The sequence below is a fragment of the Geobacillus sp. BMUD genome, from assembly GCF_013096845.1.
Classification (GTDB): Bacteria; Bacillota; Bacilli; order Bacillales; family Anoxybacillaceae; genus Geobacillus; species Geobacillus vulcani.
In genome coordinates this window covers 244,753-262,224 of the sequence record NZ_SDLA01000002.1, presented here as the reverse complement: position 1 = coordinate 262,224, position 17,472 = coordinate 244,753, and the positions used below count along the sequence as shown (strand labels likewise).

Here is a 17,472-nt window from a genome sequence, read left to right as displayed (position 1 = left end):
AGGAAGGGATCGATATGGTACAATACGGAATAGTGATCAACGTCCTCGCGTTTTTGATGATGGGGCTCGACAAATTCAAGGCAAAACATCGCCGCTTCCGCATCGCCGAGCGGACGCTGTGGCTGTTGTCGCTCGCTGGGGGCGCCACCGGCGCCGCCGTCGGGATGTATGCATTCCGCCATAAAACGCGCCATCGGACGTTTCGCTATGGTTTGCCGCTGTTGTCGATCGCGGAATGGCTTTTTTGTTGGAAATGGATATCGTAGAAGGGGGAAAAGAGAATGAACTGGCCTTCGCTTTACCGTCTGCAGCGCGCCTTGGATGAGCGGATTGAAACGGAACACGGCCTTGAGCATGAAGATCTGTTCGACCGAAAAATGCTTGCTTTTCTCGTCGAACTTGGCGAACTGGCCAACGAGACGCGTTGTTTTAAGTTTTGGAGCGTGAAGCCGCCGGCGCCGATGGAGCGGGTGCTCGAGGAGTATGTGGATGGTTTGCATTTTCTTTTATCGCTCGGACTGGAATGCGGATTTTTCTACGAAAAGAGAGAGATCCCGTCGGTTGAGCGGCTGCCTGTTGAACAGTTTCTCGCCGTGTTCCGCCACGCTGACCGATTTGGGGAGACGAAAGCGCCTGAAGATTATGATGCGCTGTTCACGGAATATTGGCGTCTCGGCGTGACGCTCGGCTTTTCGTCCGAGGCGGTTGCCGCCGCGTATCGACGGAAAAATGAAGTGAACCACCAACGGCAAAATGAACGGTATTAACTGATTTTTTCGAAGGACGAATGATTGAATATTGCCAACCGTTAGAAGTATAATAAAAAAGTGGACAAAAACGGAAAGGGGTGCCAAGATGTCCAAGTTGGACGAAACGTTGACGATGCTGAAAGCGCTGACCGATGCCAAAGGCGTGCCGGGCAACGAACGGGAAGCGCGCGAGGTGATGAAAACGTACATAGCTCCTTATGCCGATGAAGTGACAACTGACGGGCTCGGCAGCTTGATCGCTAAAAAAGAAGGGAAATCCGGTGGACCGAAAGTGATGATCGCCGGCCATTTGGACGAAGTCGGCTTCATGGTGACGCAAATCGATGACAAGGGGTTCATCCGCTTTCAGACGCTCGGCGGCTGGTGGAGCCAAGTGATGCTTGCCCAGCGCGTGACGATTGTGACGAAAAAAGGCGACATCACCGGTGTCATCGGTTCGAAGCCGCCGCACATTCTTCCGCCGGAAGCGCGCAAAAAGCCGGTCGACATCAAAGACATGTTCATCGACATCGGCGCGACGAGCCGCGAGGAAGCCATGGAATGGGGCGTCCGCCCGGGCGATATGATCGTGCCGTATTTTGAATTCACGGTGTTAAACAATGAAAAAATGTTGCTGGCCAAAGCGTGGGACAACCGGATCGGCTGTGCGGTCGCCATCGATGTGCTCAAGCAGCTGAAGGGCGTCGACCATCCGAACACGGTATACGGCGTTGGCACGGTGCAGGAAGAAGTCGGCTTGCGCGGCGCGCGCACAGCGGCCCAGTCCATCCAGCCAGACATTGCCTTTGCTGTTGATGTCGGCGTGGCTGGCGACACGCCGGGGGTGTCAGAAAAAGAAGCGATGGGCAAACTCGGCGCCGGCCCGCACATCGTCTTGTACGATGCGACGATGGTCTCGCACCGCGGCTTGCGTGAGTTTGTCATCGAGGTGGCCGAAGAGCTGAACATTCCGTATCATTTTGACGCCATGCCGGGCGGCGGCACGGACGCGGGGGCGATCCACTTGACCGGCAGCGGTGTTCCGTCGCTGACGATTGCCATCCCGACGCGCTACATTCATTCACACGCCGCCATTTTGCACCGTGATGACTACGAAAATACGGTCAAGCTGCTTGTCGAAGTGATCAAACGGCTTGATGCCGACAAAGTGAAGCAACTGACGTTTGACTAATGGAAACACCGGCCCAAGCGGCCGGTGTTTTTTGATATTGCGGCGGGGCAGACGGCAGGGCGCCGGTTGAAACACAGCCTCCCTTAGAAGGCTGGTGATTTCATGAGAAAAGCCATTTCAGACCGATTCTTCTCAAAAGGAGAAGTCTTGTCAAATCGGCTCTTACTTTCCTGACAAACTCTATCGATTTGACAAACATCATCGTTTTTCACCGGCCTTTATAGATGCAACGAAGAAGTTTAACATATCCTTGGCGGAACAGCTGTTTTCGGCTTCTCCCGCAGACGACGCGAGGGCGGAGATCAAGCTTTCATGCTTACCGCTTTGGATGTATAGCGATGCGAGATCGAAGCATCGCCGTAGAACCAAATGGCCACAAGCGGCGGAAATGTGATGGTCAGCAGCAAAGCAACGAGCAAAACGGTAAAGGAGAACGGGCTCAGCTTTTTGCCCAGTTCACCTTTATGCTTTTTCTCAAATTGCTTGATGGCCTCATTTTTGGAAAGGGAAGCGGAATCCAGCAGCTTTTGGCTATCAGCATCGTAATAGAAAATTTGTTTGGCATGAAAAACGAACACGCTGTCCCTGATCTCGCTCCCTTGAGCGAACACGACTTGCACGGTTTTTGTCGTTTTCGTGTCGTTTTCGGTTACTTCCGTTGATGTGGTCATGCTGTCGAGGATTTGGACAGAACCATCTTTGTAGTAAGTCAACGTGTCTTTAAACTGCTTGTTTACCGCTTCCGTCAGAGCGGATGAACCGGCGCCGGACACGCGGAGCGGGACGAAAAACAAAAGCACGAAGAGAAAGAGGGTTGTCCATTTTTTAGTTTTCAAAATAATCAACCCTTTCTATTTTTTGTTTATTTTATCATAATTTATTGTCATTATTCCAGCTATTTGTATAGTTGGTAAATAGAAAAAAGGAACCGATCCCCGTCATGATTAATGAAGGAACGGGGACTTGGATTTCCCAAACGTTCCGACCAGAAACAAAGCAGGCGGTTATTGTTTCACCGCCTGCTCGAGTGTCGTGAGCATCATGTCTTTTTGCTGCTCGGTGGCGTGCGTCCAAATGGCTTCAAACAGGACGCCGAGGCCGGGCAAATATTTTTCCTCGCCGCGTTGGATCGCGTCTTCAATCGTGTTTTCAAGCTGTTCTTTGGAATTGTTGGCGACATTGTGCATAATGGCTTTCCGCAAGTTCAAATCCATCTGTCTCACCTCGTTAGCCGTATGGTACATCTTTATCGTTTGCCGATGGCGGCGGATTTATGCATCGGCGGTCGAAGTCGTTGCGCTTGCCAGACTATGGTATAATGAAGGCAAAGATCTTGGAAACGAGGGAAGAGAGGATGGCGGCTCAAACAAGATATGGATTCGAGCGAGCGGTGTTTCGCCAGCTGATTCATCTGTTTCAGCGCGAGGCGTTTCGGAAAGGGTTGATTGAAGACGGAGAGACATGGCTTCGCATGCTGGAAGACCGCAACCGGACGTCCCATACGTATGATGAAGAAACGGCGATGGACATTTATGAACGCATTCGCACCGACTATATCCCGCTGTTTGACCGCTTGCTTGCCGAAATGAAACAACGGCTTGACTCGGAGACATGAGCGGCTGGCGTGCGGAACGGAACGCGTCTGGCTTTGTGAAGGAACTTGGCTTTGGGCGTGAAAGATGACAATCGTACACCGTTTGCTATAATCAGAAAGAAGAAACTTGACGCATGAGGTGACGACACAAATGGAAAAAGCGACATTCGCTGGCGGTTGCTTTTGGTGCATGGTGACGCCGTTTGAAGAACTCGACGGCATTTACGGCATCGTCTCCGGCTATACGGGCGGGCATGTCGAGAATCCGACGTATGAGCAAGTGAAAACCGGGACGACCGGCCATTACGAAGCGGTGCAAATCACCTTCGATCCGGACGTGTTCCCATATGAGCGGCTTTTGGAGCTGTATTGGTGTCAAATCGATCCGACCGATGACGGCGGCCAGTTTCACGACCGCGGCCCGCAATACCGGACGGCGATTTTTTACCATAACGAAAGACAGCGCCAGCTCGCTGAGCAGTCCAAGCGGGCGTTGGAAGAAAGCGGGCGCTTCTCGAAGCCGATCGTGACGAAAATTTTGCCGGCCACGACGTTTTATCCGGCGGAAGAGTACCATCAAAACTACCATAAGAAAAATCCGGAACATTACAAGCAAGACCGGGCCGCTTCCGGCCGCGACGAATTTATCGCCAAACATTGGGGGGCGAAGCGGTGAAGCGGATCGAATCGCCAAAAAACGCGCGCGTGAAGCAATGGAAAAAGTTACTGACGAAAAAAGGGCGCGACGAAACCGGGTGGTTTTTGCTCGAAGGATTTCATCTCATCGAAGAGGCGCTAAAAAGCCAAGCGCCGCTTGTTGAGCTGATTGTGGATGAGCGGGCCGCCATTCCGCCGGGATGGAACGTCAGCGATGTTCCGGTGGTGATTGTAACGGAAGCGGTGATGAAGGCGATCAGCAGCACGGAAACGCCGCAAGGGATCATGGCTGTCTGCCGGCAAGCCGCGGCCGAGCTTGGTGATGTGAACACGGCGCTGCTCATTGACGCCGTGCAAGATCCCGGCAATCTCGGCACGATGATTCGCACGGCTGATGCGGCTGGCATCGATGCGGTCATTTTAGGGGAAGGATGCGCCGATTTGTACAACCCGAAAGTCGTCCGTGCGACGCAAGGATCGCTGTTTCACCTTCCGGTTGTCAAAGGCGATCTGGCGCAGTGGATCGCGCGTTTCCAAAAGCGGGGCATTCCTGTGTACGGCACCGCCTTGGAGAACGCCGTCGATTACCGCACCGTTCGTCCGTCGCTTTCGTTCGCCTTGCTTGTCGGCAACGAAGGAAGCGGCGTCCGGCGCGAGCTGCTGGCGATGGCGGCGGAAACCGTCTGCATTCCGATTTACGGCCAGGCGGAGTCGCTCAACGTCGCGGTGGCGGCCGGAATTTTGCTTTATTCTTTGCGGGCGGTGCGGTAAAATAAAATTTGAAAATCAATCGGAAAAGGGAGCGGAGGCGTATGGATGACGAACTGCGGGCGCTGTTGAACGCGGTGCTTGAGCGTCTTGACGTTCGGGGGACCTACATCGAACAAATGCGCATGGATATTGTCAAGCTGCAAGGAAGCGTGAAACAACTCGAAGACAAAGTCGATCGCCTTCAACGTGATGTGGATGTCATCAAAAAAGACATGGACGCCATGAAAAAAGACATGGTAGTGGTCAAAAAAGATGTTGCCGCGCTCAAGGAAGGGCAAGTGCGGAAGGAAAAAATGATGGAGCGCCTTGCGATCCGCTCGATTGAACAGGAAGCGGAAATCGATGAGCTGCCTAAAGAAATTTCGGCCTGACCTTGCCTTTGCCCGCCCATTTGCGTATAATGAATAGCGACATTTCCCATACCGACAACAACGATGACGGAGAAAAGTAGCTTGCTGCTCGCCATCCAGGGAGAAAACGCCATAGACTGGGAGCGTTTTTATGGCTGACGCAAGTGAAGTTCACCTCCCGAGTTGACACCGGGACCATCCCAGCGTGGGATGTAAAGGTGGTCCGGCTTTCGACCGTTATCGCAATGAAGGGAACAGCACGCTTGTGCTGTTAACAAGGGTGGTACCGCGAGCAACAACTCGTCCCTTACTGGGGCGGGTTTTTTTATTTGAAACGAGGAGGGATAGGCGTGAAAGAACGGTTGCATGAACTAGAGCGAGAAGCGCTTGCCAAAATTGAACAAGCTGGCGATTTAAAAGCGCTCAATGAGGTGCGCGTCGCCTACTTAGGCAAAAAAGGGCCGATTACCGAAGTGCTGCGCGGCATGGGGGCGCTGCCGCCGGAGGAACGCCCGAAACTCGGCGCGCTGGCCAACGAAGTGAGAGAGGCGATTCAACAGGCGCTTGAGGCGAAACAAACGAAACTGGAAGAAGAAGAAATCGAACGAAAATTGGCGGCCGAAGCGATCGATGTGACGCTGCCGGGCTGGCCGGTGCGGCTCGGCAATGCGCATCCGCTGACGCGTGTGATCGAGGAAATCGAAGACTTGTTTATCGGCATGGGCTACACAATCGCCGAAGGGCCGGAAGTCGAGACCGACTACTACAACTTTGAAGCCCTTAATTTGCCGAAAGGGCACCCGGCCCGTGACATGCAAGATTCGTTTTACATCACCGAAGAGATTTTGCTTCGCACCCATACATCGCCGATGCAAGCGCGGACGATGGAGAAGCACCGCGGGCGCGGCCCGGTGAAAATCATTTGCCCGGGCAAAGTGTACCGCCGCGACACCGACGATGCGACCCATTCGCACCAGTTTACACAAATTGAAGGCTTGGTGGTGGACCGCAACATCCGGATGAGCGACTTGAAAGGGACGCTGCGCGAATTCGCCCGCAAGCTGTTCGGGGAAGGGCGCGACATCCGCTTCCGGCCGAGCTTTTTCCCGTTCACCGAGCCGTCGGTCGAGGTCGACGTGTCCTGTTTCCGCTGCGAAGGGCATGGCTGCAGCGTCTGCAAAGGCACGGGCTGGATCGAAATTTTAGGCGCCGGCATGGTGCATCCGAACGTGCTTGAGATGGCTGGCTTTGATTCGAAAACGTACACCGGTTTTGCGTTCGGCATGGGACCGGAGCGGATCGCGATGCTGAAGTATGGCATTGATGACATCCGCCATTTCTATCAAAACGATCTACGTTTCTTGCGGCAATTTTTGCGTGTATAGCAGAAAAAGGAGGGGTTATAAATGCTCGTGTCTTACCGTTGGCTAAGCGAGTATGTCGATTTGACCGGCATCACCGCCAAAGAGCTCGCTGACCGCATCACCAAAAGCGGCATTGAAGTCGAGCGGGTCGAAGCGCTCGACCGGGGAATGAAAGGAGTCGTCATCGGTCATGTGCTTGAATGCGAGCCGCATCCGAATGCCGACAAACTGCGGAAGTGCCTTGTTGATCTCGGTGATGGCGAGCCGGTGCAAATCATTTGCGGCGCCCCGAACGTCGCGAAAGGGCAAAACGTCGCCGTCGCCAAAGTCGGGGCGGTGCTGCCGGGACATTTTAAAATCAAACGGGCCAAGCTGCGCGGCGAAGAATCGAACGGCATGATTTGTTCGCTCCAAGAGCTCGGCGTCGAAACGAAAGTCGTGCCAAAAGAATACGCCGACGGCATTTTCGTCTTCCCGAGCGACGCGCCGGTCGGCGCCGATGCGTTGGAATGGCTCGGCTTGCACGATGAAGTGCTCGAACTCTCGTTAACGCCCAACCGCGCTGACTGCTTAAGCATGATCGGCGTCGCCTATGAAGTGGCCGCCATTCTCGGCCGCGCGGTGAAGCTGCCGGAAGCGGCGGTCAAAGAAAACAATGAAATGATCCACGACTACATTTCCGTCCGCGTCGAAGCGCCGGAAGACAATCCGCTGTACGCCGGGCGGATCGTGAAAAACGTCCGGATCGGCCCGTCGCCGCTTTGGATGCAGGCGCGCTTGATGGCCGCCGGCATTCGCCCGCACAACAACGTCGTCGACATTACGAACTATATTTTGCTTGAGTACGGCCAACCGCTGCACGCGTTTGACTACGACCGCCTCGGTTCGCGGGAGATCGTCGTCCGCCGCGCGAAGGAAGGCGAAACGATTGTGACGCTTGACGATGTCGAACGGAAGCTGACCGACAATCATCTGGTCATCACGAACGGCCGCGAGCCGGTCGCCTTAGCCGGCGTAATGGGCGGGGCCAATTCGGAAGTGCGCGATGACACAAAGACGGTGTTCATTGAAGCGGCGTATTTTGCGAGCCCGGTCATCCGCCAGGCGGTGAAAGACCACGGGCTGCGCAGCGAGGCGAGCACCCGCTTTGAAAAAGGGATCGATCCGGCGCGGACAAAAGAAGCGCTTGAACGCGCCGCGGCGTTGATGGCCGAATACGCCGACGGTGAGGTCGTCGGCGGCATCGTCGAAGCCAGCACATGGAAAGAAGAGCCGGTGGTCGTGACGGTCACGCTTGAACGGATCAACGGCGTCCTCGGCACGGCGATGTCGAAAGAGGAAGTGGCCGCGATTTTGGCGAACTTGCAATTTCCGTTCACCGAAGACAACGGAACGTTCACGGTTCATGTCCCATCGCGCCGCCGTGACATTGCCATCGAAGAAGATATCATCGAGGAAGTCGCCCGCTTGTACGGCTACGACCATTTGCCGGCGACGTTGCCGGTGGCCGAGGCGAAACCGGGCGGGCTCACGCCGTACCAGGCGAAGCGCCGCCGCGTCCGCCGCTATTTGGAAGGAGCCGGCTTGTTCCAAGCGATCACGTATTCATTGACGAGCCCGGACAAAGCGGCGCGTTTTGCGCTCGAGACGGCGGAACCGATCCGCTTGGCGCTGCCGATGAGCGAAGAGCGGAGCGTTTTGCGGCAAAGCTTGATTCCGCATCTGCTTGAAGCGGCGAGCTACAACCGCGCCCGCCAAGTCGAGAACGTCGCCTTATACGAAATCGGCTCCGTCTATTTGTCGCGCGGGGAAAACGTCCAGCCGGCGGAAAACGAGCGGCTCGCCGGCGTCATCACCGGTTTATGGCATGCTCACCTTTGGCAAGGGGAGAAAAAAGCAGCCGATTTCTATGTTGCAAAAGGCGTGCTTGACGGCTTGTTCGACCTGCTTGGGCTGTCTGATCGCATCAGCTACCGCCCGGCGAAGCGCGCCGATTTGCATCCGGGGCGGACGGCCGAGATTGCGCTTGACGGAACGGTGATCGGCTTTGTCGGCCAGCTCCACCCAGCCGTGCAAAAAGAGTACGATTTGAAAGAAACGTACGTCTTTGAGCTCGCCTTGGCCGAGCTGTTGAACGCGGAAGGAGAAGCGATCCGCTACGAGTCGATTCCGCGCTTCCCGTCCGTCGTGCGCGACATCGCCTTAGTCGTCGACGAAAACGTCGAAGCCGGCGCCCTCAAGCAAGCGATCGAAGAAGCCGGGAAGCCGCTGCTGAAAGACGTCTCCCTCTTTGACGTCTACCAAGGCGACCGTCTGCCGGCCGGGAAAAAATCGCTCGCCTTCTCGCTCCGCTACTATGATCCGGAGCGGACGCTCACCGATGAAGAAGTCACGACCGTTCACGAGCGGGTATTGGCTGCGGTCGAAGAGCAGTTTGGCGCGGTGTTGCGCGGGTGACAGGAACCGCCGAAACTGACCGAAGAGGTCGCCTGCCCTTAGGATAGGGCGCAACCTATCGTCGGGCAAAAACAAGATCGCAGCGAAAGAGGGTGTTTCCATCCTGTTGGGACACCCTCCGTTTCGTTTCGGCGCGTATGTCAGCGTTTCGCAATTGGGAAGGGCCGGTTTTGCGCTGATTTTCTGCTGAAATCACTGATCTTCTAGGCGAAGATAAGGGGGATGTAAATGCGAAACATGGCATGGCTCATCGCGGTGTTTTTGTTGTTCGGTTTGTATGGCTGCGGCGGCGATCGAAAAGAACGCGCCGAGCGAATGGAATCAGCGGGCCAAGCAGAGCTGATTGTTTCCGCCGCGGCCAGTCTGCAAGAAGCGCTGGAAGAAGCGAAAACGGCGTTTGAACGAAAGCATCCGAACATCCGCATTCACTATAATTTTGGCGCATCGGGCGCTTTGCAAAAACAAATTTCTGAAGGGGCGCCGGTCGATTTGTTTTTCTCCGCCGCGGTCGAGCCGTTCGCGAAGCTGAAACAAGAAGGGCTGATCGATTCCGGGCACGAAAAAACGGTGCTCGCCAACGAGCTGGTGCTCATTGTGCCAAAACAAGGAGAAGGAGCGATTCGGTCGCTCGGTGACCTGATTCGCGCCAAACGGGTGGCGATCGGCATTCCGGAGTCGGTGCCGGCCGGCATGTACGCGAAACAAACGCTAGAGCAGGCCGGGCTGTGGAAGCAAGTCAAGCCGAAGCTCGTCTACGCGAAAGACGTGCGCCAAGTGCTGACCTACGTGGAAACCGGCAACGTCGACGCCGGTTTTGTGTATCGGACGGATGCGCTCGTGTCCGACAACGTCAACATCGCCGCCGCGGTGCCAAGCCGTATGCACGGCCCGATCGTCTATCCGCTCGGTGTGGTCAAAACGAGCAAACATCTCAAGGAGGCACGGGAGTTTTACTCTTATTTGACGAGTGAACAGGCGCTCCACACCTTCGAACAACACGGGTTCCGCCGCGCCCGTTAGAAAGCGCGTGAAAGCCTACTGTTTCCCTTCATCGATGGGGGAATGTGGGAAAAGCAGCACCGATGCTACAGGGGGCTATGTGAGAAACGATGCGGGGAAGCGACATGCCGGCTTCAATCCCCATCCTTCTAGGGTGGTCTTCACAGCAAGCGGAGACATATGGTACAATGAAGAAAAACCGAACTTCATAGGCGATGGAGTTCGCCATAACCGCCGGTTTCCGGCTGATGACTCCTGCTGCGAATGGAAGCGGCAGGAGTCTGTTCATTTTTCGGAAGGAGGGGGTCTGATTGGTCTATCTCGCCGTCGGCATCGCCGGCATGATCGGCGCGCTTGTCCGTTATGGGCTCGGTTTGCTTGTTCCCGCCGCCCATGGCTTTCCGTTTGCGACGCTTTTCATCAATTGGACAGGCTCGTTTTTGCTCAGCTGGCTCACGGTCACATTCACCCGCCGCCCGGCGTGGCCGCCATGGCTGCAAACGGCGATGACGACTGGTTTTGTCGGCTCGTATACGACGTTTTCCACCCTTAGCGTCGAGTGTGTCGAATTGCTGAAACAAGGGCGATGGGGCATGGCCGCTGGTTATATCGCCGCCAGTTTGTTCGGCGGTCTAACCGCGGCATGGGCGGGCTCCGCTGCCGCCCATCCAAAGCGAAAGGGGGAAATGGCCCGATGATGGCACTGCTATTGGTGATGCTCGGCGGTTTTTTTGGCGCCATCTGCCGTTACGCCGTCAGCCGCTGGGCCGCCCGGCGCTCGCCGCGCTTCCCGCTCGGCACGCTCATTGTGAACCTACTTGGCTCGTTTTTGCTCGGGTGGCTGGCTGGAAGCGGCGCCGCCGATGCTGAAAAACTACTGATCGGCACCGGTTTTATGGGCGCGTTCACGACGTTTTCCACGTTCAAATGGGAAAGCGTGCAAATGATGCAGCAACGCCAATGGGCGAAGGTGATCGGTTATGTGGCGGCCACTTACTCCTGCGGAATCCTGCTGGCATGGTTTGGCTGGCAGCTAGGGCAATGAGGCAGGAACGTCAGCTTGAAGCCTTTTTCCGCCGCGCTTGCCGTTTGGATGGCAACTAGGGCAAATGAGGCAGCCCTGTCGGTCAATGAGCCGCCAGAGGAAAAGCGGCGCGGCCTTGTTCCTCAGTTCGGGCCGGCGCGGAAGATAGGGGCAAACGCAACGGCGCATGAGCGGAGAAGCACTGGTTGAATGGATCAAAAAATCTTCCCCGCCCTGTCCACAAGCAAGGAACGAGCGGGGAAACGAGCGAAAGGGAGACGGCGTTATCTTCTGTTTTTCGCAAACAATACTTGTTCGAGAATGTCATGAATACGCGTATTTTCATAAACGCCGACAAACCGTTCCGCCCCCGGACCCATGGCAGTCAGCGGCACATCGGCGGCGGTGTGGCCGGTGGTCGTCCAGTCCAAGGCGAACGTTTGCGCAGAATGAGCGATGGAAAAGGGGCCGTCTTCGCCAGAAATCGTTTTGCCGTCTCCCGACTCATCGGCGCCGCCTGGCGTTTCCACCGTTAAGCCGCCGCATTCATGGTCGGCGAGCACGAGGACGAGCGTATCCCGATGGCGCTTGGCGTACTATTTCGCCACGGCGACCGCTTCGTCAAGCTGCTGGCCGGCTTTGATCATGAGCGGTCCGTTGTTTTCATGGCTCATTTCATCAATGGCTTCTTCTTCAACAACGAGGAAAAAGCCTTTTTTATTTTGCGACAGCACGTCAAGCGCTTTTTTTGTCATATCGGGCAGCGGCACGGCGGGATTGTACACATCCCCTTCTCCTTCGGGGCGTTGTTGGAACATCTCCTCGTTGGCAAACAGCCCAAGCAGCTTGCGGTCCGTTGCCTGTTTCAGCTCATCGGCGGTGCGGACGTACGTATAGCCGAGCTGCTTGGCGCGCTCCACTAAGTTTCCTTGCGTGCCTTTGCTTCCTTCTTCGGGATCTTCAGCGGGATGGTCGGGGTAATAGCCGGGCTGTCCGGCCGGATACCAGTAGTCTTCGCCGCCGCCCAATATGACGTCCACTTTCGTTTGTTCGATGTACTGTTTGGCAATATCGCTTTGCGCCGAGCGCTTGGCGGTATGGGCGCCGAACGCCGCTGGGGTGGCGTCTGTCACTTGGGCGGTCGTGACGAGCCCGGTCGCTTTTCCGGCTTTTTTCGCTTGTTCGAGAATCGTTTCCACCGGTTTTCCTTGCAAATCAACAGCGATGGCGCCGTTGTACGTTTTGACGCCCGTCGCTATCGCTGTCGCTGCCGCGGCGGAGTCGGTGATGAACGATTTCGGATCGGCGGAGTTCGTATGGATGAGCCCGCTGTACGGCATGTCGTCCATTTCCAATTCTCCCGTGATCCCTTTCGTGGCTAGGCGGATCGCATCGCGATGGGCGGTGCCCATGCCGTCGCCGACAAAAAGGATGACATTTTTCACTGCCGGTGGCCCGGCTGGCTTGTCCGGCTTATCCGGTGCAGCCCATGTGTGTTGTCCGGCGGCATACAGCGTCAGCCCGGCGCTCAGTCCGGCCATAAGCAAAGCCGTGCGGCGTTTCATTCGGAACATCGTTCTCCTCTCCCTTTTCAGATGATTTTGTCATTTTGATTGTACAAGCGGCATATGAAATGGGGATGAATTCCATGTAACGGTTTTGTAAAGAATGGTTCCAAACGTTCACTTCCTCTTTCATTGACTTTTTTTCTTTGGCCTGATACATTGATTAATAGTTCAATTGTTGAACCAAATGGACGATCCAAGATGGATACAACGACTGGGAGGTGAAGAAGTGGCAAGGCGAAACATCGACGAGTGGATCGACCGTTATTTGTCCGTATCATTTCTCGTGATGAAGCGCGGGGCGGCGCTTGTCAAAGACAGCCTTTGCGAAGAGATGACGCACGACCAATATTATTTGCTTCGCTATATTCGCCGGCGGGGGACGTGCACGTCAACCGAGCTGGCGGCGATGTTCGGCGTGAACAAAAGCGCGGTGACGGCGATGACGAACCGCCTCGTCGACAAAGGCTGGCTGCGCCGCGAGCGTGACGGGAACGACCGCCGCGTCATCGTCTTATCGCTGACAGAACAAGGGGAAGCATGGATTGCGGAAATGGACCGGAACGTCTATCGGCTCGTGGAAGAAGTGATTGCCCGCTTCCCGGAAGAAGAAATTGAAACGTTCATCCGCACGTATGAACGGTTGGCCCGCGTGTTGCAGGAGGTGGAAGAAGCGAAATGAGAGCAATCATCAAAGGGAAATGGTTCGTGCTCATCGGGTGGATCATCATCGCGGCGGTGCTCATGATGACCGCGCCGAACATGGGCGAGCTCGTTCGGGAGAAAGGGCAGCTGAGCGTGCCGGACGGCTATTCGTCGTCATTGGCAGCGAAATGGATCAAAGTGGCGAACGAACAGGAAAACAAAGAACATGAGCGCTCCGCCGTGCTCGTTTTTTATCAGAAAGACGGATTGACGCCGGAAGACAAACGGGAAATCGAACAGGCGGTTCAAGCGCTGGAAAAGAAAAAAAGCGAGCTGCATATTACCGAAATCGTTTCGCCGCTGGCCAACAAGGAGCTGGAAAAAAAGCTGGTGTCCAAAGACGGGACGACGATGCTCATTTCGATCAGCATCGACCCGGCCGGACGGACGGCGAAACAGTTGACGGACGCGCTCTATCAGGCTGTGGACGGCGTCAAGGTCGAGCATTACTTCACCGGTGGGTGGATGATCGATGAAGATGTGGTGACCAGCTCGCTTGAAGGCGTGAAAAAGACGGAAGGAATTACCGTTGTCTTTATTTTGATCGTGCTGTTGGCCGTATTCCGTTCGCCGGTCGCGTCGTTGATTCCGTTGTTGACGGTCGGAGCGACGTACGTCGTTTCCCAGTCGATCGTCGCGTTTTTGGTCGATGAGGTCAACTTTCCGCTGTCGACGTTTACGCAGACATTTTTGGTGGCCGTGTTGTTCGGAATCGGAACGGATTACTGCATTTTGCTTTTAAGCCGGTTTAAGGAAGAACTAGTGAAACACGGTGACCGCACGGAAGCGGTCATCGCCACGTACCGGACGGCGGGAAAAACAGTGGCGGCGAGCGGATTGGCGGTCATGATCGGTTTTGCCGCGATCGGTTTGTCGACGTTTCAGCTCTATCAATCAGCGGCGGCCGTCGCCGTTGGGGTGGCGGTGCTGCTTATGGCGCTTATGACGCTCGTGCCGTTTTTTATGGCGGTGCTTGGCGAGAAGCTGTTTTGGCCGGTTCGCGGGAAGCTCGAGCACGGACAAAGCCGGCTTTGGCTGGCGGCAGGCCGGTTCGCGTTCGCCCGTCCGCTGCTCGCGCTCGCTATCGTCGCAGCGGTAACGGTGCCGGTGCTCGTGACGTACGATGGCAAACTGTCGTTTGATTCAATGGAAGAGATCGGCGACCATTATCGCTCGGTCAAAGCGTTTCACATCATTGCCGACCACTTTCATCCCGGAGACGCCATGCCGACACAAATTGTGTTGAAAAGCAAAGAGCCGCTTGATTCTGAAGAAGGGATGGCGTTGATCGAAAAAATCAGCCGCGAAGTCGAAAACGTCGACGGCGTGGCGAGCGTCCGCTCGGCAACGCGGCCCACAGGCGAGCCGATCAAAGAGCTGTTTGTCACCGAGCAGGCGAAACAGCTGAAAAACGGCCTTGGCGCCGGCAAAGACGGCATCGAGAAAATCGGCGCCGGGCTCGAGACGGCAAGCAATCAGCTCTCCGCTTCCGCGCCGCAGCTGAAGCAAGCGTCATCCGGCATCGGCCAGCTCGTCTCGGGAACGGAGCGGCTTGAGAACGGCCTGCGCCAGCTGCAAAGCGGCTTGAGCCAAATTGAACAAGGCGTGCGCCGCGGAGCGATCGGGGCCGGCGAGCTGAAAAACGGCTTGGCGACCCTGCGCGCCAATGCCAAAAAACTGCAAGCGGGCGCGAACCAGCTGCTTGGCGGCTACAAGCAGGCGGAACAAGGCTTGGCGACGATCAGCAGCCAATACCGGCAAGTCGAAACGGGCCTCAAGGCGGTCGCTGATCAGCTCGCCGCCGTGCAAACGCTGCTTGCGCAAGTCGAGCAGTCGCATCCGGAGCTCGGCGAAGACGCGCAATATCAACAAGCGAAAATGACCGTCGCCTCCTTAGTCGGCCAGACGAACGACATGGCCAACGGCTTGGCGCAGTTGAACGGGGCGCTTGAGCGAGCGCGCGCCGGCTTGGCGAAAGCGAATGAGTCGTTTGCCCAACTGGCGGCCGGGCAAGCCGCGATTAACGGCGGTTTGGATCGAATCATCGCCGGGCTTGGCGAGCTTGAAGCCGGCTTGACGAAAGCGGCCGACGGCCAACAACAAGCCGTTGATCAACTGCCGCGATTCGCGTCCGGCCTCGAGCAAGTCAACGGCGGCCAGCGGCAGCTGCTTGAGCACTTCTCGGCCCTTGGCGGCCAGCTCGGCCAGCTTGTCAACGGCTTGGACCAAAGCGCGTCCGGCTTGCAGAAGGTGGCCAGCGGTCTGGGAACGGCGGAAACGTATTTGGCCGATTTGTCATCGGCGCCGGCGAAGGACATGGCCGGCTGGCATGTGCCGAAAGCGGCGCTTGAAAGCAAAGAATTTGCGCAGGCGAAAGACGCGTATATGTCAAAAGACCGGCGCATCGTCACATTTGATGTCATTTTCAAAGAAAATCCGTATTCCATATCGGCGCTCGGCCGCATCGATGACATTCGCGCCGCTGCCGAACGGGCGGTGAAAGGAGCAAAGCTGGACGGGGTGAGCATCGCCGTCGGCGGCGTCACAAGCACGTATGCCGATTTGCGGGCGATTTCGAACGCCGACTATCGGCACACAGCGGTGCTCATGCTAGCGGGGATCGCCATCGTGCTGGCTGCCCTGCTCCGGTCGTTGATCATGCCGCTCTACTTGATTTTGTCGCTTGTGTTGACGTATTACACGTCGATGGCCGTCACCGAGCTCATCTTCGTCAACGGCCTTGGCTACGCCGGCTTGAACTGGGCGGTGTCGTTTTTCGCCTTCGTCCTGCTTATGGCCCTCGGCATCGACTACAGCATCTTCCTGATGGACCGGTTCAATGAATACCGCGACCGGCCGGTGAGAGAAGCGATGCTGTCAGCGATGGGCCATATGGGGACGGTCATCATCTCGGCCGCCGTCATTTTGGGCGGGACGTTTGCTGCGATGTATCCGTCCGGCGTTCTGTCGCTCTTGCAAATCGCGACGATTGTATTGACAGGGCTTTTGCTTTACGCTCTTGTCGTCCTGCCGCTGTTTGTCCCGGTCATGGTCCACACGTTCGGCCGCGCCAACTGGTGGCCGTTTGGGCAGCCGGTGAGCGAAGCGGATGGGCTCGAACAACAAAAAATCAGTTAGGAAGGCGAGTCAACAAGGGTGTTCCAACAGACTGGGACACCCTTTCTTATTAATGTATGTAGAAGCAAAATGGTTGATAGAAAACAATATGTTGTGTTTAAGGAGCATTACCCTCTTGGATCAGCCTCTTTTTCTTAGTCCTGTAGGTATAAAAAGAAAGCGAGGCGCTCTGTTTGATTCAACAGGAACGTATATTCTATGTACAATGTCTAGTTGTTTTCCCTGATTCTTTCCCCCGTGAATGCGGATAGCATGGCGCATAGAAAAGAATATTTTGTTTAAATATATTGAATATTATTTATTTTTTTTTGTTAAAATGGCTATGAAATATTGAATACTGGGGTGATGAAAATGAAGTTGGGGAAAATCGCCGTTCTATTCTCGGTGACGTTAGCTATTTTGATAGCACCACTAATGGTGCGCGCCTATGTTTTAGAACCTTACTATTGGAAGAATGGAGTAACCGGCCTCACGTACAAATGGGGAAGCAATCTTCAAACTTCCGGCACGGTGATTCGGACGGCTTTTGAAAATGCCCTCTCCGATTGGAATGGAACGCCAACCCCCGTTTGGTTTTCCTACAGCAGCAGTTCTTCCAACACGCTTAACTCCTACTATGTTTCCGATTCTTCCGAATATGGCGTTTGCAACATCACGTATTCAGGCAGTGAGATACTCCGCTTTACAGCTATGGTCAACGCGGGAAATATCAATATCGGAAAAAGCAACGTGGCTCGGAGTGCAGCCGGGCATGAATTAGGACACGGAATTGGACTGGATCATTCCACGGCAACAGCGATTATGAACTCGAACCGTGATCGGACACGCATCTATACTCCACAGCAAGATGATATTAATGGTGTGAATGCAAGATATTAATTGTTCATCTATCCATGGGGAGGAGAAG

16 protein-coding genes, 2 pseudogenes, 1 riboswitch and 1 other annotated feature are annotated in these 17,472 nt (G+C 55.5%); of the genes and pseudogenes, 15 read left to right on the top strand and 3 right to left on the bottom strand.

The genetic code is table 11. The features are described from left to right. Positions 1-14 precede the first annotated feature (14 nt). From ETC05_RS05080 to ETC05_RS05070, 3 genes are all read left to right on the top strand, one after another. Positions 15-266: a DUF1294 domain-containing protein gene (locus ETC05_RS05080; protein ID WP_031407759.1), complete on the top strand. Its 252-nt coding sequence runs from the start codon at positions 15-17 to the stop codon at positions 264-266. 15 nt (positions 267-281) lie between these two features. Next, entirely contained in the window at positions 282-767 is a 486-nt protein-coding gene (locus tag ETC05_RS05075) for a dUTP diphosphatase (protein ID WP_171660505.1), read from the top strand. 88 nt (positions 768-855) lie between these two features. After that, a complete protein-coding gene (locus ETC05_RS05070) occupies positions 856-1,941 on the top strand; it encodes a M42 family metallopeptidase (RefSeq protein WP_031407762.1) in 1,086 nt (361 codons plus the stop codon). Between the two features lie 302 nt (positions 1,942-2,243). On the opposite strand, the gene ETC05_RS05065 is transcribed toward ETC05_RS05070, so the two are convergent. Then, positions 2,244-2,777, bottom strand: coding sequence for a hypothetical protein (locus ETC05_RS05065; protein ID WP_237746889.1), 534 nt, complete (start codon positions 2,775-2,777; stop codon positions 2,244-2,246). A gap of 168 nt (positions 2,778-2,945) precedes the next feature. Continuing rightward, positions 2,946-3,155 carry a small acid-soluble spore protein SspI gene (sspI, locus tag ETC05_RS05060; RefSeq protein WP_031407766.1) on the bottom strand — a complete coding sequence of 70 codons (210 nt, stop codon included), beginning with the start codon at positions 3,153-3,155 and terminating at the stop codon, positions 2,946-2,948. Positions 3,156-3,361: 206 nt separating this feature from the next. On the opposite strand from sspI, the pseudogene ETC05_RS05055 reads away from it, so the two are divergent. From ETC05_RS05055 to crcB, 9 genes and pseudogenes are all read left to right on the top strand, one after another. Then, positions 3,362-3,556, top strand: a pseudogene (locus ETC05_RS05055) (HI0074 family nucleotidyltransferase substrate-binding subunit); the annotation flags it as partial. 130 nt (positions 3,557-3,686) lie between these two features. Continuing rightward, complete coding sequence (msrA, locus tag ETC05_RS05050; RefSeq protein ID WP_144975825.1) at positions 3,687-4,211, top strand: peptide-methionine (S)-S-oxide reductase MsrA; 525 nt, start codon at positions 3,687-3,689, stop codon at positions 4,209-4,211. Next, on the top strand, positions 4,208-4,963 hold the full coding sequence (locus tag ETC05_RS05045) for a TrmH family RNA methyltransferase (RefSeq protein ID WP_171660504.1): 756 nt from the start codon (positions 4,208-4,210) through the stop codon (positions 4,961-4,963). Before msrA ends, ETC05_RS05045 begins: the two co-directional genes overlap by 4 nt. 41 nt (positions 4,964-5,004) lie before the next feature. After that, complete coding sequence (locus ETC05_RS05040) at positions 5,005-5,334, top strand: hypothetical protein (RefSeq protein ID WP_171660503.1); 330 nt, start codon at positions 5,005-5,007, stop codon at positions 5,332-5,334. Positions 5,335-5,388: 54 nt separating this feature from the next. Further along, positions 5,389-5,624 (top strand) — a binding site (T-box leader). Between the two features lie 39 nt (positions 5,625-5,663). Continuing rightward, positions 5,664-6,698: a phenylalanine--tRNA ligase subunit alpha gene (gene pheS, locus ETC05_RS05035; RefSeq protein ID WP_171660502.1), complete on the top strand. Its 1,035-nt coding sequence runs from the start codon at positions 5,664-5,666 to the stop codon at positions 6,696-6,698. Positions 6,699-6,719: 21 nt separating this feature from the next. Next, positions 6,720-9,134 (top strand): phenylalanine--tRNA ligase subunit beta, encoded by a 2,415-nt coding sequence (gene pheT, locus ETC05_RS05030; RefSeq protein WP_171660501.1) that lies wholly within the window; start codon positions 6,720-6,722, stop codon positions 9,132-9,134. 228 nt (positions 9,135-9,362) lie between these two features. Next, positions 9,363-10,154 carry a molybdate ABC transporter substrate-binding protein gene (modA, locus tag ETC05_RS05025; protein ID WP_171660500.1) on the top strand — a complete coding sequence of 264 codons (792 nt, stop codon included), beginning with the start codon at positions 9,363-9,365 and terminating at the stop codon, positions 10,152-10,154. Positions 10,155-10,335: 181 nt separating this feature from the next. After that, a riboswitch (Fluoride riboswitch) is annotated at positions 10,336-10,398 on the top strand. Between the two features lie 46 nt (positions 10,399-10,444). Next, positions 10,445-10,831: a fluoride efflux transporter FluC gene (locus ETC05_RS05020; protein ID WP_171660499.1), complete on the top strand. Its 387-nt coding sequence runs from the start codon at positions 10,445-10,447 to the stop codon at positions 10,829-10,831. Continuing rightward, positions 10,828-11,178, top strand: coding sequence for a fluoride efflux transporter CrcB (gene crcB, locus ETC05_RS05015; protein WP_171660498.1), 351 nt, complete (start codon positions 10,828-10,830; stop codon positions 11,176-11,178). Before ETC05_RS05020 ends, crcB begins: the two co-directional genes overlap by 4 nt. A 263-nt stretch (positions 11,179-11,441) precedes the next feature. On the opposite strand, the pseudogene ETC05_RS05010 reads toward crcB, so the two are convergent. Then, positions 11,442-12,731, bottom strand: a pseudogene (locus tag ETC05_RS05010) (alkaline phosphatase). Positions 12,732-12,951: 220 nt separating this feature from the next. Here ETC05_RS05010 and ETC05_RS05005 point away from each other — a divergent pair. The 3 genes from ETC05_RS05005 to ETC05_RS04995 all read left to right on the top strand — a co-directional run bounded on the left by ETC05_RS05005 (position 12,952) and on the right by ETC05_RS04995 (position 17,444). Beyond that, positions 12,952-13,404 (top strand): MarR family winged helix-turn-helix transcriptional regulator, encoded by a 453-nt coding sequence (locus ETC05_RS05005; protein ID WP_031407786.1) that lies wholly within the window; start codon positions 12,952-12,954, stop codon positions 13,402-13,404. After that, positions 13,401-16,565: an MMPL family transporter gene (locus tag ETC05_RS05000; RefSeq protein ID WP_171660497.1), complete on the top strand. Its 3,165-nt coding sequence runs from the start codon at positions 13,401-13,403 to the stop codon at positions 16,563-16,565. The genes ETC05_RS05005 and ETC05_RS05000 overlap by 4 nt, the downstream gene beginning before the upstream one ends. Positions 16,566-16,910: 345 nt before the next feature. Continuing rightward, the gene (locus ETC05_RS04995) at positions 16,911-17,444 is read left to right on the top strand and encodes a matrixin family metalloprotease (protein ID WP_044743514.1); all 534 of its coding nucleotides are present in this window, start codon (positions 16,911-16,913) and stop codon (positions 17,442-17,444) included. Positions 17,445-17,472 lie beyond the last annotated feature (28 nt).

Coding starts and splice junctions, on each gene's coding strand:
- modA (WP_171660500.1), top strand. CDS start 9,363: ATGCGAAACATGGCATGGCTCATCGCGGTGTTTTTGTTGTTCGGTTTG.
- msrA (WP_144975825.1), top strand. CDS start 3,687: ATGGAAAAAGCGACATTCGCTGGCGGTTGCTTTTGGTGCATGGTGACG.
- ETC05_RS05040 (WP_171660503.1), top strand. CDS start 5,005: ATGGATGACGAACTGCGGGCGCTGTTGAACGCGGTGCTTGAGCGTCTT.
- ETC05_RS04995 (WP_044743514.1), top strand. CDS start 16,911: ATGAAAATGAAGTTGGGGAAAATCGCCGTTCTATTCTCGGTGACGTTA.
- pheT (WP_171660501.1), top strand. CDS start 6,720: ATGCTCGTGTCTTACCGTTGGCTAAGCGAGTATGTCGATTTGACCGGC.
- ETC05_RS05075 (WP_171660505.1), top strand. CDS start 282: ATGAACTGGCCTTCGCTTTACCGTCTGCAGCGCGCCTTGGATGAGCGG.
- sspI (WP_031407766.1), bottom strand. CDS start 3,155: ATGGATTTGAACTTGCGGAAAGCCATTATGCACAATGTCGCCAACAAT.
- ETC05_RS05070 (WP_031407762.1), top strand. CDS start 856: ATGTCCAAGTTGGACGAAACGTTGACGATGCTGAAAGCGCTGACCGAT.
- ETC05_RS05080 (WP_031407759.1), top strand. CDS start 15: ATGGTACAATACGGAATAGTGATCAACGTCCTCGCGTTTTTGATGATG.
- crcB (WP_171660498.1), top strand. CDS start 10,828: ATGATGGCACTGCTATTGGTGATGCTCGGCGGTTTTTTTGGCGCCATC.
- ETC05_RS05000 (WP_171660497.1), top strand. CDS start 13,401: ATGAGAGCAATCATCAAAGGGAAATGGTTCGTGCTCATCGGGTGGATC.